Consider the following 12,521-nt stretch of genomic DNA (forward strand, 5'->3'; position numbering starts at 1 on the left):
AAAACACGGGCATGAAGACACCGGCCGACATCATCACGCGGCTGCAGCTGATGTCGCAGGACGGCACCAAGTCGGATCGCCGGCTGGCTGGCCTCGTGCTGTCCGATCTCGATTTCGCCTCCAAGGCCGCGATCTCCGAGATTGCCGCGCGCGTCGGCGTCAGCGAGCCGACGGTGACCCGCTTCTGCCGTAATCTCGGCTGCGAGGGGCTGCGCGACTTCAAATTCTACCTGGCGCAGGCCATCGCCATCGGCGGCCAGTATCTTTCGCCCGAGCCGCTGAGCCGCGACGCCCGTGAGCAGCGCATCGCCTCCGCCATCACCGAAGCCGCGATCTCGGCCATCCAGCGCGCCAGCGAGAACCTCGACATGACGACGCTGGTCGCCGTCGCCGAGCGGCTTGCGACGTCAGGCAATGTGCTGTGCATCGGCTCCGGCGGCATCTCCTCGATGATGGCGACCGAAATGCAGAACCGGCTGTTCCGGCTCGGCCTGCCGGTGCTGGCCCAGATCGACGGCCAGTTGCAGCGCATGTACGCCGCCGTCGCCGCGCCGGAAACCACGCTGGTCGCCTTTTCAGTGTCCGGCTATGCGCGCTCGGTCATCGAGGCGGTGCAGGTCGCGCAGCAATATGGCGCCACCACGGTGGCCGTCACCGCGCCCGATTCGACGCTGGCCAAGGTGGCAGACACGGTCATCCACCTGCAGCCGCTCGAGGATGGCAACATCTACAAGCCCACATCGTCGCGCTACGCGCTGCTGGCGATCGTCGACATGATCGTGACATCGGTCGCCGAGACGCGCGGCCCGAAGGTCTTGGAGAATTTGCGCCGCATCAAGCAAAGCGTGAACACGCTGAAGGTTGACGACCCAAGGCTGCCGCTGGGGGACTGAAGGCAGGCGAAGCTGCCGATCTCCCCCCTTTTGGGGGAGATGTCCGGCAGGACAGAGGGGGGCACTGTCCCGCCGACATTTCAGGTTCGGAGTTACGACACCACTGGATTGCTGATCAGCCGAGCGCCTGAACAAGCTGCGCCAGCGCCTCTGGATCACCCGCTATGCGCAGCGTCTTGAGCCGTGCCGTGCCGCCGGCGACGACCGAAACCGCCGATGCCGGCACTCCCAGCGTCTTGGCGACCAGCTTCTCCAGCGCCTGATTGGCGGCGCCGTTTTCCGGCACGGCGCGGACCCGTGCCTTCAGATGGCTTCGCCCATCCGCCGATGTTTCGACGCCTTCCAACCTGTCCATGGAAGATTTTGGTGTCAGCCGGACGAACAGGTCGATGCCGTTCTCGCGGATGCGCAGCGGCGCGCTCATGCAATTGCCGGGTTCACAGCACCAGCGGGGCTACCGTGGTGAGAATGAACTGCCTGACGAAGAAAAGGATCAACAGCAGGATGATCGGCGAGATGTCGATGCCGCCAAGGTCGGGCATGAAGCGGCGGATCGGCCGCAGCGCCGGCTCGGTCAGCCGATAGAGCATGTTGCCGATGCTGCCGACGAACTGGTTGCGCGAATTGACGACGTTGAAGGCGTAGAGCCAGGAAAAGATCGCCGAGGCGATGATGATCCACCAGTAGAGGTCAAGCGCCATGACGATGGTTTGAATGAGGGCGAGCATGCCGGTCTCCAATTGTTGCCGACATGTAGCCATTGCACGCGAAACCGGCAAGGGCCGGCAGCCGCCGTGCCGGCCAACGAGGATTTCGGCAAAACGCCGCCTTGACAGAAATCCGCCGCGCCCGATAAATGCGCCATCCGTTGGACGGGGCTGTAGCTCAGCTGGGAGAGCGCGTCGTTCGCAATGACGAGGTCAGGAGTTCGATCCTCCTCAGCTCCACCATCGGAATAATCGCTTCTCCGTTTTTTGGGCGCGCCGCCAGGGCGCAAGCACATGCGATGCAAGGCGTGCGGCGTTCCGCGCGCCAAAGCCCCCAAAAAAAGCCATAGGCGATTTGGCGAGGTCCGAGGCAAGACAGATTGTCAATTGGACTTATGGCGATGACTGTTGTCGGATTGCGCTATTTTTTTTGAAAGCCTCCCCATTAGACTGCTGTTCTCAAATCAGTTTTTTCTGTGAGTTGCGACAAGGCGTTTCGGCGGGGCGACCGAAGGCGCTATATGGATTCCGAGTCGGAATGAAGAATTCGCCTGCGAAAGCAAAGACGTGTCCATACGCGAGAATCTCGCTGCAAATCTCAGACGGCTCTGCAAGGACCATGCCTCCGTAAGCGCGGTTTGCCGCGAATTGGGTATCAACCGCACGCAGTTCGAACGTTACCTGCAAGGGCAGACCGTTCCGAACAAGGCCACTGCCAAACTGATCTGCGACTACTTCCGCATCGATGAAGCCGAACTGTACCGCGACCCGGGTATTCCCGAGCCCATGGCCCCCGGCCTGCCGCCGATTTCGGAAAGCCTGTTCAAGCAGATGATCCGCCCGCCCGCCGCATCGATCGCGGGAGGCACCTATTTCACCTATTTTTCGATCCCGACCCGTTCCGACCTGTTGGTGCGGTCGGTAACCTTCGTGCGTCGCGAGGCCGAACTGGTCACATTCCGCCGGGTCACCGGGTGGTCGGAGCGCCGTGGCTCGATATGGGCGCGGGCGCGCGGCAATCACTATGGCGTGGCGATCTCTCGCCTGAACTGGATCTATTTCAGCGGCGTCAACCGTCGCCAGACCGGGGAGCCGTCGCTTATCTCCGTGCAATGGGCGCCGATCTCCGAACCGGTTCTGGTCGGCAAGGCCATGCTCCTGACCGAGACCGGGCCGGCATTCGTATCGGTCATCATGCGGCAGGACATGTCCGGCATCCGGCCACGGCATGCGATCCGCATGGCGCATGTCGTCAAGCTTGACGATCCGGGCATCGATCCGTTGGTCGTCAGTCTCGCCCGGGACGGGCAGGGCTGATCTCGCGCACCCAATTTACGCTAAATAAGAATAAGAATACCTCGAAAGAGCGTATGCTAGCGTATACCTACTCGCTATCTGAGAAAAATCGATTTTCTAAACTTTATCGCTAAGAAAGATATTTTAGATCGCGTGCCTTTTACTACAGTTTTAACACACCATTAACTCTTTCGACCTTACCTTTCTTCTCGCGGATCCCACGGTGGGGATCTTTCAACAGATCCCATTGGGGGGTCGGGAAAGGACGAAAAATGGCCAAGAAAGTGAACAATGCCCCGAAGCTGACGGTTGCCGCGGGCACGCAGACCGTCTTCTTTTCGCAGGGCATGCACTACAACAAGCGCTGAAGTCGTTCGGCGCCGACGGGGATGTTCGCCCGTCGGCGCCTCACATTCACAAAACGGCATTCAGCATCATGAAAATGCGCTCTTCAAAAACGCTTGTCTTCTATCCCGGGACCAACAAGGTCACGGCCTGCAATTTCCTGACCAGAAGTGTCTTCGACTGCAGCCCCGAGGTGATCGGTCTTCTTGCATCCTGGGACGAATGGGCCTCCACGGCGGAGATTGCACGCGCCCACGGATGGTCGAAATCCGACCTCAATGCCGTCGTGCCGCAATTGCTTGATTTTTCCGCCCTGGTCACCGCCGGCTCGCCGCTGGCCGAACAGGAAACACAGTTCTCCGGACAATGGAATTGGGGCATTCCGACCGCGCTGATGCATTTCTGTGTCCAGGACTCAGAGTTCATGACCATCGAACAGGCCGAGGCCCGCCAGATCGAGCGCGCCGGTCATGTCGCGCAGCCCGACCTCATGCTCAAGAACGCCGCCGGCGCCATCCGGCTGCCGAACGCACTCGACGACAACGAACTGCTGAGCCTGATGGCGCGGCGCCGCACCAACCGCACCGCGGCCGCGCCCACCATCACCGCGCGGCAGCTCTCCGATTGCCTGTTCGCGGGCATGGGCATTACCGGCGAGACCAGCAACTGCGTTGGCGCCCTACCGCTGGGCATGACCCCTTCGGGTGGTGCGCGGAATCCTTATGAGGCCTATGTGGTCGCGCTTGGTGTCGAGGGTCTGGATCCCGGCGTCTATCATTATTCCGCCGCCGATCACGACCTCGGCCGGATCCCGGCCAACCATCTGCCGAAGATCTCCGAACTGGTCGGCGGGCAGGAATGGGCCGATACAATGCCATGCCTGATCCTGCTCTGCGCCAGGCTCGACCGCACCATGTGGAAATATGAGGATGCCAACGCCTATCGTGTCGTGCTGATCGAGGCCGGCCATATCGGTCAGAACGTGATGTTGGCGGCGACCCGACATGGCTTGTCGGCCTGCCCCACGGCAGCGCTCAGCCATTCGGCGATCAAGCGCCTCCTTGGCCTCGACCGCCTCATGGACGCACCTGTTTATGCGTTGACCCTCTCGACCCCGGAACCAAGCCCGCATCCGGCGGGCCACTCTATTAATTAGCCGACTCAGTGTATCCAGTGTAGCCAGTACGCGTTTCCCGAGTTCCATCCGATTACAGGAGCAACACGTGGCAAATCATTCCTTACGGCAGTCAGAGATCGATAGTCTTCAATATATCGCATCGATGACCAATGAGCTGATGCAGATAGCCGAAGCAAGCCGTTTTCCCATGATCTCCTATCTGCTGGGCATGGCCTATGCCGAAGCCTTCGACATCCTGCGCGGCGCGCGGCCGGCAAGGCATGCCCAGCTCAGCGGCAATCCGATGCATCCCAGGCCGAACGTCAAGGAACACGCTCAGCCACGGAGAGCGTAGCGGATGCAACCGTCAGCCCTGTGCGCGCCGGTGGGCTCTCAGCCGAACCGGTGGGAGACACTGTGTGCGCTGCAAACCCTGCTGCCGCTCCTGAAAAGGGCAGCCGGCGACCTTGAGCGTCCCGACATGGTCTATTGGTTCGAGCAGGCCGACGCAGAGCTTGCCAACATCATCAGGGGTCGGCCGTCCGATACCGCCGCGATCCCCGCCTTGATCGCCCGCAGCCCGCAGAATTGACATCATGCCTGGAGAATCGAGGGGGACCCGCCAATGAACATGATCGCACCCATCAGGAGCGCCGACGCCAGGGAAAGCGTCTTCGGCCGGCTCCATGTCCTGATCGCCAGTCGACCGGCATCACCGGATGCCGCGCGCGTCGAGGCCCGCCAACTGATCTCCATGGCGATGGCCGACACCTGGCAGGCCGACAGCCTCTGGGGCGCGGTGGACGCCTTTCACATCCATTTCGATTTCATGATGCAAACCATCGAGATCAATGGCGCCGACGATCCGAACCTCCGGATCCTGCGCACGAAATGCCGTTTCTACCTGGAGCAGGTCGAAGCGCTGTGCCAGTCGATGAGCTGCTGATCGATCGCTATCCGCGCGAGGGGCCATCGCACCATCGTTTCGCCCCAGGACCCGCGCTAATTGCGCAGGTTGAAGACGAACGGCGCCGTCCGGCTTTGGCGCCCGCCAAGCTCAGGCGGAGGTGCCGGTACGGTAGCACCCTGGAGCACGGACAGTGCCGCCCGATCCAGGTCGGCATTGCCTGAGGAACGGGTCAGCCTGGCGGCCAGAACCCGGCCGGATGAGTCGACCGTGAACGTGACGTAGGCACTGCCTTCGACGCGTCGGGCTCTCGCCGCACTCGGATAGCGCGTGTGCCGATTGATCCATGAGCGCAGTTTTGAATCCCATTTGCTGGAGTCGCCGGATCGCCCTGTCGCTTCCGCCGACTTCGGCGCCGCTGTCTTGGCCGCTGGCTTGGCATCGGCGCTGGCGGCGGTCACCGTCTTGGGCGGTGCCGTCTTTTCCTTCTTCGGTTTGGGCTTGTCGACAGGCTTTTTGGCCTTGGCCTCGACCGGTTTCTTTTGCTTCGGCGTCTCGACCGGCTTCGCCTGCGGCAACGGAATGACTACATCCGGGGCGACAGCCTCGACAATGTCCGGGACCACCTCGTCCAGTGGCGGCTGATCGACCTGCTCCGTCTTTTCGGTCTGGGTGGGCTCGGTCTCGTCGGGCGCAACCGCTTCCGGCTGTTCGGTAACCGGTTCCGCCTTCTCGACCTGTTCGGGCGTTGGCTCCGTCGTCGGTGTTGGCGTTGGCTCGCTCTGGTCAGGCATCACTGCGTCCAGTGCCGCGACCTCTTCCTCCACGGCCGGCATCACCGTCATCGGTGCCATCTCGATCACCTGGGCCGGTGGCGGACCGCCATCCGCTTCATTGACCATGCTGAAGGTCTGCACGGCATAGGCAACCGCGACATGGGCTCCAAGGATAAGCGTCGCCGCCCCCGCCCAAAGACCAAGATCGCGCCAGCCGAAGCGCGATAGTTGCATCGTGGGCAAGGCGGCGGACTGCGTCATGGCGCGGCAGCTCCCGCTTGTGCCGGTGCATCGGCCGTGGACCCCGTCTCCAGGCCCACCAGCGCGATCTTCAGATAGCCGGCGCCGCGCAACAGGTTCATGGCCTCCATCAGGTCGCCATAGGCGACCGCCTTGTCGGCGCGCAGGAAGATGCGCGTCTGCTTGTCGCCCTTGGTCTTGGCTTCCAGCGTCGCCGCGAAGGCCGGGCGCGGCACGGTGTCATTGCCGATCGCCAGCGTGAGATCGTCCTTCAAGGTCAGGAACAGCGGCGTTTCGGGCCGGGGCGCGGGCGTCGCCGTCGACCCCGGCAGGTCGACATTGACGTCAACCGTCGCCAGCGGCGCGGCGACCATGAAGATGATCAGCACCACCAGGATGACATCGATGAAGGGCGTGACGTTGATCTCGTGGTTCTCCTCGAGATCGTCATCCATGGTCTGTCGGATTCTGCTTCCCATGGTGTCGCCCCGCTACGCCGCCGCCAGGGCTGTCGTTGGCGAGACAGCGCGGAAATCCAGGTCGCGGCTGACCAGCCGTTCGACGCCCGCCGAGGCGTCGGCGAGGATCTGCCGGTAGCCGGCTATCGAGCGGGCGAAGACGTTGTAGATCACCACCGCCGGAATTGCCGCGACGAGACCCATCGCGGTGGCGAGCAGCGCCTCGGCGATGCCCGGCGCGACCACGGCGAGATTGGTGGTCTGCGCCTGCGAGATGCCGATGAAGGCATTCATGATGCCCCAGACGGTGCCGAACAGGCCGACGAACGGCGCGGTGGAGCCGATCGTCGCCAGCACGCCGGTGCCGCGCGACATGCGCCGCGACGCCGCCGCCTCGATGCGCGACAGGCGCGATGTGACGCGTTCCTTCAGTCCGTCGCCGCCGACGTGGTCGAGCGCGCCGGCCGAGAGCGCGGTCTCTTCTTCAGCCGCCTTTACCAGAAGCGCGCCGGGACCGCCGCTGCGGTCGAGCGCGCGGCTGGCCTGCTTCAGCGTCGCGGCATCGCCGATCGCGCGGACTGCCCGGCGGACGCGCAGCTTGCCACCGAAAATCTCCAGCGATTTGGCCAGCCATATCGTCCAGGTCACGAGCGAGGCGAAGGCCAACCCGATCATCACCGCCTTCACGATGATGTCGGCGGCCATGAACATGCCCCATGGCGACAAATCGTGCGGCAGGTTCAGCTCCATGGCCCCCGCGGGCGCGGCTTCGGCAGGCTCCGCCGTGGCCGGCTGGCCAACTGGCTGCGCGGGCGCCATCGTGGCCGGTGCGGCGGGAGCGGCGGGGGCCTCGGCCGCAGGAGCAGTACCGGCCGGTTGCTCCTGGGCCACGGCCCCGCCGCCTGCCAGGATCACCGATGCGACCAACGCCGCCAACAAACGAGTTCTAGACAAAAGCTTCTTCCTTGTTCTCGCAGCGACCAGCCGCTTCCTATTGCGCCACCGCGTCAGATCTCGTCACTGCACATAGCCGACGGGTTGTCCGGTAACCGGGTGCGCGAACACGCCCATCTCCACGCCGAAAATGCCTCTCAGCACGTCGCCCCGCATGATTTCGTCCGGTGTCCCGCGCGTCAGCAGCTTGCCGTCCTTCAGCGCGATCAGCTCGTCGCAATAGCGCGCCGCCATGTTGGGATCGTGCAGCACGACGACGACGCAGAGGTCGCGCTTGCGGCTGAGTTCCTTGACCAGCCCCAGCACCTCGACCTGGTGGGCGATGTCGAGTGCGGAGATCGGTTCGTCGAGCAGCATCACGCCGGCGTTCTGCGCCACCAGCATGGCAAGCCACGCGCGCTGGCGCTCGCCGCCGGACAATTCATCGACCAGACGGTCGGCGAAGCCTTCCATGTCGGTCAGGACAAGCGCCTCCTCGACATGCCGCCTGTCCTCCCCGCTGAAGCGGCCAAGCGCGCCATGCCAGGGATAACGCCCGAGCGCCGCCAGTTCGCGCACCGTGAGGCCCGTCGCCGCCGGCGTCGTCTGCGGCAGATAGGCGAGCGCGCGGGCGAGCTCACGAGCGCCCCATTGCGGCAACGGCCGCCTGGCGAAGGTGATGGCGCCGGAGCTTGCCGGCTGCTGGCGCGCCAGCAGCTTGATCAGCGTCGACTTGCCCGAGCCGTTGTGACCGATCAGCCCGTAGACGCGCGAGCGCCGCAGTTCGAGCGAGACAGGGCCAAGCAGCGTCCGCTCGCCGACGGCAAACCGCACCGCGTCGATATGGAAGGCGGCCTCGGCTTCAGCCACGGTCATGGTGTCTCCAGTGCGGCCACTCGCATTTCCAATTTCTGGCCTCGGCAGTCCAATGTCCGGTTGACTATGAAACATGACCTTACTAGTCAACATTTAAGATGACTGCAACAATCAACAAATCATCCCGGCCGTCGATCTCGCGGCCAGAATCGGAAAAATGAAGCCCGGACTGGCATATTGCCCCCGCTGCGCCGCCACCTGTAAGCAGCGCCCAGCGATGACGGCCGGTGCACGCTACATCCCGCCCATCAAGACAGCATGCGGTTCACTGCGATGATCAGACGTTTCCTTGCCTACTACGCGCCCTGGAAGGGCTTGTTCGCGCTCGACTTCTCCTGCGCCGTGCTCGCCGGCCTGCTCGAGCTCGGCTTTCCGATGGCTGTGCGCGCATTCGTCGATCAGCTCCTGCCGCAGCAGGACTGGACCCTGATCATCATCGCCTCGATCGGCCTGTTGGTGATCTATCTGCTCAACACAGCGCTGATGGCTGTCGTCACCTATTGGGGCCACATGCTCGGCATCAACATCGAGACCGAGATGCGGCGCAAGAGTTTCGACCATCTGCAGAAACTGTCCTTCCGCTTCTACGACAACCACAAGACCGGCCATCTCGTCGGCCGCGTTACCAAGGACCTGGAGGAGATCGGCGAGATCGCCCATCACGGCCCCGAGGATCTGTTCATCGCCATCATGACCTTCGCCGGCGCCTTCGTGCTGATGTTCACCGTCAACATCCACCTGGCGCTGATCACCGCGGTGATCGTGCCCGTGATCGCCTGGGTGACGATGCGCTATGGCGACCGCATGGAACGCAACTGGCAGGCGCTTTACGGGCGCGTCGGCGATTTCAACGTGCGCATCGAGGAGAATGTCGGCGGCATGCGCGTCGTCCAGGCCTTCGCCAATGAGGAGCATGAGCGCGCCCTGTTCGCGCATGACAACCAGCGCTACCGCCAGACCAAGCTCGACGCCTACCGCATCATGTCCGCCTCGAACTCTCTGAACTATATGGGCATCAGGCTGATCCAGCTCGTGGTGATGATCGCCGGCAGCTACCTGGTCATCACGGGAAGCCTCAGCAATGGCGGCTTCGTCGGCTTTCTGCTCCTGGTCGGTGTCTTCGTGCGACCGATCGAGAAGATCAATTCGGTGATCGAGACCTATCCCAAGGGCATCGCCGGCTTCCGCCGCTATACGGAACTGCTCGACACCGAGCCCGACATCGCCGACCGGCCCAACGCCGTGGGCGTCAGCGGGCTCAAGGGCGACATCGAATACCGCGATGTCAGCTTCGGCTATGGCGACGGCAAGCCGGTGCTGCAACATGTGGACCTGACGATCCGCGCCGGCGAGACCATTGCCTTCGTCGGTCCATCCGGCGCCGGCAAGACTACCATCTGCTCGCTGCTGCCGCGTTTCTACGAGGTCGGCGCCGGCCGGATCAGCATCGACGGCATCGACATCAGGGACATGACACTGGCCTCGCTGCGCGGCCAGATCGGCATCGTCCAGCAGGATGTGTTCCTGTTCGGCGGCTCGGTTCGCGAAAACATCGCCTATGGCCGGCTCGGCGCTTCGGACGAGGCGATCGCCGACGCCGCGCGGCGGGCACAGCTCGACGGCATGATCTCGGGCCTGCCGGCCGGCTATGACACGATCATCGGTGAGCGTGGCGTGAAACTGTCAGGCGGCCAGAAACAGCGGCTGGCGATCGCCCGCATGTTCTTGAAGAATCCACCGATCCTGATCCTCGACGAGGCGACCTCGGCGCTGGACACCCAGACCGAGCGCGAGATCCAGAAGGCGCTGGCCGAACTGGCGCAAGGCCGCACCACGCTGGTCATCGCGCACCGGCTGGCGACGATCCGTGGCGCCGATCGCATCGTCGTCGTCTCGGAGACTGGCATCGTCGAGCAGGGCTCGCACCAGGAGCTGATCCATGCCGATGGCGTCTACCGGCGCCTGCATGACGCCCAGCATCTGGTATCGGCGCATTGAACGATTATGGTTGGTCAAAACCGGGAGCCGTCAATGATCAACGCAACGCCCTTCGACTTCCCTTATGACGGCAGGCTGGTGGCCAAAAACACGGCACTTGTCGTCATCGACCTGCAGCAGGATTTCCTGTCGACCACGGGCTATTTCGCCAAACAGGGATATGACCCCTCGCCGCTGCGGGCGATCCTGCCCACCGTGAACCTGCTGATATCAGCGGCGCGCGGAGCTGGCGTGAGGGTCATCCACACGAGGCAGGGTTATCGCGCCGACATGGCCGACATGACGCCCTACGAGAAATGGCGCCGCAAGCGCTCCGGCCTCGACGGAACCGAAATCCTGCTGCGCTCGGGACCGGGATTCCAGATCGTTCCGGAAATCGACGTCGCGCCTGATGACATCATCGTCGACAAGACCTGCAACAGCGCCTTCACCTATACGGACTTCGAGCTTGTGTTGCGCGCGCAAGGCATCACGCATCTGATGTTTTCGGGATGCACGACCGATGTCTGCGTCCACACCACGCTGCGCGAAGCCTGCGACCGCAATTTTCAGTGCCTGACGATCTCGGACGCCTGCGCCAGCGGCGACAGACAAGCCCATGAGGCGGCCCTGCACATGGTGACGGTCGAGGACGGCGTCTTCGGGGTGTTGGCTGGTTCAGCCGCCGTCATCGAGGGCCTGTCGCGGCTTGGCGACAGGCGGGGCGCGACAGACGATTGATCGGCTTCAGCCGGCAGCCCGCGTCCCCAGCCCTGCCCGAGGCGCATAGGCCCCAGGCTGGAAGGCATCATGGTCTTCGCGGCGCGCCAGGGAATTGCGCAACAGGGCGATGGTCTCCCTGCCGACCGTCGCGATCTCGCGCGGCGTGTCGACGCCAATGATCATGAATTCGTCGATCCCGAGCCCGGCATAGGCAAGCAGCGACAGGGCGGCTTGAGCCGGCGGGCCGGACAGATCGACCGCCTTGTAGCCGGCGGTGGAAGCGCCCTGGTGGATCCTCACCGGAAGCGCGAAGCGCAGCTTGCCGGCCCGGCCATGTTCGGCGGCGGCACCGCGCACCCGCTCCATCAGCTGCCGGACCTCATCAATCGAGCCCGGTGCCAGTTCGAAGACATCGGCATGCCGCCCGGCCACCTTCAGGGCCGTTCCCGATTGGCCGCCCATGCGGATGACAAGGTCGGCGCCATGCGGACCCTTGCGCTCGATATAGCCGCCCTTGATGCTGTAGAAGGCGCCTTCATGGTCGAAAGGCCGGTCGTTCGACCAAAGCCGCTTCAAAAGCACCAGATATTCGTCGATGCGCTGCCAGATCACGCCATGTCCGACCGGCCGCGTCTCGGCGTCGTCGTCGTTCAATGGCTCGCTGATCATCCGAAGCGCCAGCCGTCCGCCGCTCTCCCTGTCGATCGATGCCAGCTGGCGGGCCGCCACCGTCGGTTCGATCACGCCGGCCCAATGGGTCAGCACCACTTCCAGCGACGCGGTGCGATTGAGCACCTGGGCGCCAAGATCCATATTGGTCAGCAGTCCGGCCGGATCGTCGACGACGATCTTCTGAAAGCCGCCATCCTCGATCAGCCCGAGCTTGGTCGCGGTCTCGGCAAAGTCGTAGAAGAAGGGAACGGCGGCGTCAGTGGACTTGCCGGGGACATGGGTGAATTCGATCGGCATTGTCATCTCCTCCATCGCTGGAATCATGGATGCTGTGAAATGCGAACCCACGGTCGCGCGCAAACGCACCGGGATCCGGTTCATTCAACTCCGATTGCCTGAAGACAGTGGGGAAACTAACCCCTGCCGGTCCGACGCCTTAGGGAATGAGGCCCAGAACGACGGCCCCGGTGAACACGAACGCAAGGGCAAAGACGAGATAGGCGAAAGCTCCGGCATAGGCCGGGCGAAAAGTCTGGGCATTGGCCAGCCTCTGGCCGCTGCTGTCAGTCTGAGCGTTCTGGATATACGACATATCGACCTC

The 12,521-nt window shown here is 63.4% G+C and carries 16 protein-coding genes and 1 tRNA gene; 9 read left to right on the forward strand and 8 right to left on the reverse strand.

The features are described 5' to 3' along the window. Positions 1-11: 11 nt before the first annotated feature. Complete coding sequence (locus FJ977_RS30930) at positions 12-893, forward strand: MurR/RpiR family transcriptional regulator (protein WP_140775978.1); 882 nt, start codon at positions 12-14, stop codon at positions 891-893. Between the two features lie 115 nt (positions 894-1,008). On the opposite strand, the gene FJ977_RS30935 is transcribed toward FJ977_RS30930, so the two are convergent. Together FJ977_RS30935 and FJ977_RS30940 are read right to left on the reverse strand one after the other, a co-directional pair. After that, positions 1,009-1,317: a DUF167 domain-containing protein gene (locus FJ977_RS30935; RefSeq protein WP_140775979.1), complete on the reverse strand. Its 309-nt coding sequence runs from the start codon at positions 1,315-1,317 to the stop codon at positions 1,009-1,011. A 13-nt stretch (positions 1,318-1,330) separates the two neighbouring features. Further along, on the reverse strand, positions 1,331-1,621 hold the full coding sequence (locus FJ977_RS30940) for a YggT family protein (RefSeq protein ID WP_027047523.1): 291 nt from the start codon (positions 1,619-1,621) through the stop codon (positions 1,331-1,333). Between the two features lie 146 nt (positions 1,622-1,767). On the opposite strand from FJ977_RS30940, the gene FJ977_RS30945 reads away from it, so the two are divergent. The 6 genes from FJ977_RS30945 (at position 1,768) to FJ977_RS30975 (ending at position 5,304) form a co-directional block, all read left to right on the forward strand. Next, positions 1,768-1,843 (forward strand) — tRNA-Ala (locus FJ977_RS30945). Between the two features lie 324 nt (positions 1,844-2,167). Then, entirely contained in the window at positions 2,168-2,917 is a 750-nt protein-coding gene (locus FJ977_RS30950; RefSeq protein WP_140775980.1) for a helix-turn-helix transcriptional regulator, read from the forward strand. A gap of 421 nt (positions 2,918-3,338) precedes the next feature. After that, a complete protein-coding gene (locus FJ977_RS30960) occupies positions 3,339-4,397 on the forward strand; it encodes a SagB/ThcOx family dehydrogenase (protein ID WP_246683380.1) in 1,059 nt (352 codons plus the stop codon). A 67-nt stretch (positions 4,398-4,464) separates the two neighbouring features. Next, a complete protein-coding gene (locus FJ977_RS30965; RefSeq protein WP_140775982.1) occupies positions 4,465-4,713 on the forward strand; it encodes a hypothetical protein in 249 nt (82 codons plus the stop codon). A gap of 3 nt (positions 4,714-4,716) precedes the next feature. Then, positions 4,717-4,950, forward strand: coding sequence for a hypothetical protein (locus tag FJ977_RS30970; RefSeq protein ID WP_140775983.1), 234 nt, complete (start codon positions 4,717-4,719; stop codon positions 4,948-4,950). A 33-nt stretch (positions 4,951-4,983) separates the two neighbouring features. Continuing rightward, complete coding sequence (locus tag FJ977_RS30975) at positions 4,984-5,304, forward strand: hypothetical protein (RefSeq protein WP_140775984.1); 321 nt, start codon at positions 4,984-4,986, stop codon at positions 5,302-5,304. A gap of 56 nt (positions 5,305-5,360) precedes the next feature. On the opposite strand, the gene FJ977_RS30980 is transcribed toward FJ977_RS30975, so the two are convergent. From FJ977_RS30980 to FJ977_RS30995, 4 genes are all read right to left on the reverse strand, one after another. Further along, positions 5,361-6,302: an energy transducer TonB gene (locus FJ977_RS30980; protein WP_140775985.1), complete on the reverse strand. Its 942-nt coding sequence runs from the start codon at positions 6,300-6,302 to the stop codon at positions 5,361-5,363. After that, complete coding sequence (exbD, locus tag FJ977_RS30985) at positions 6,299-6,760, reverse strand: TonB system transport protein ExbD (protein WP_140775986.1); 462 nt, start codon at positions 6,758-6,760, stop codon at positions 6,299-6,301. Before exbD ends, FJ977_RS30980 begins: the two co-directional genes overlap by 4 nt. 12 nt (positions 6,761-6,772) lie before the next feature. Then, positions 6,773-7,693 carry a tonB-system energizer ExbB gene (exbB, locus tag FJ977_RS30990; protein ID WP_140775987.1) on the reverse strand — a complete coding sequence of 307 codons (921 nt, stop codon included), beginning with the start codon at positions 7,691-7,693 and terminating at the stop codon, positions 6,773-6,775. A gap of 63 nt (positions 7,694-7,756) precedes the next feature. Further along, on the reverse strand, positions 7,757-8,548 hold the full coding sequence (locus FJ977_RS30995) for an ATP-binding cassette domain-containing protein (RefSeq protein ID WP_140775988.1): 792 nt from the start codon (positions 8,546-8,548) through the stop codon (positions 7,757-7,759). Between the two features lie 273 nt (positions 8,549-8,821). Here FJ977_RS30995 and FJ977_RS31000 point away from each other — a divergent pair, with 273 nt between their 5' ends. Further along, positions 8,822-10,546, forward strand: coding sequence for an ABC transporter ATP-binding protein (locus FJ977_RS31000; protein ID WP_140775989.1), 1,725 nt, complete (start codon positions 8,822-8,824; stop codon positions 10,544-10,546). A gap of 33 nt (positions 10,547-10,579) precedes the next feature. Then, the gene (locus tag FJ977_RS31005) at positions 10,580-11,266 is read left to right on the forward strand and encodes an isochorismatase family cysteine hydrolase (protein ID WP_140775990.1); all 687 of its coding nucleotides are present in this window, start codon (positions 10,580-10,582) and stop codon (positions 11,264-11,266) included. 6 nt (positions 11,267-11,272) lie between these two features. Here FJ977_RS31005 and FJ977_RS31010 read toward each other — a convergent pair whose 3' ends face one another. Both FJ977_RS31010 and FJ977_RS31015 read right to left on the reverse strand, forming a co-directional pair. Beyond that, positions 11,273-12,217, reverse strand: a complete 945-nt coding sequence (locus tag FJ977_RS31010; RefSeq protein ID WP_140775991.1) for an LLM class flavin-dependent oxidoreductase — start codon at positions 12,215-12,217, stop codon at positions 11,273-11,275. Between the two features lie 139 nt (positions 12,218-12,356). Next, entirely contained in the window at positions 12,357-12,512 is a 156-nt protein-coding gene (locus tag FJ977_RS31015; RefSeq protein WP_010912229.1) for a hypothetical protein, read from the reverse strand. Positions 12,513-12,521: the final 9 nt, after the last annotated feature.

The sequence above is a fragment of the Mesorhizobium sp. B2-1-3A genome (assembly GCF_006442655.1).
Taxonomy (GTDB): Bacteria; Pseudomonadota; Alphaproteobacteria; order Rhizobiales; family Rhizobiaceae; genus Mesorhizobium.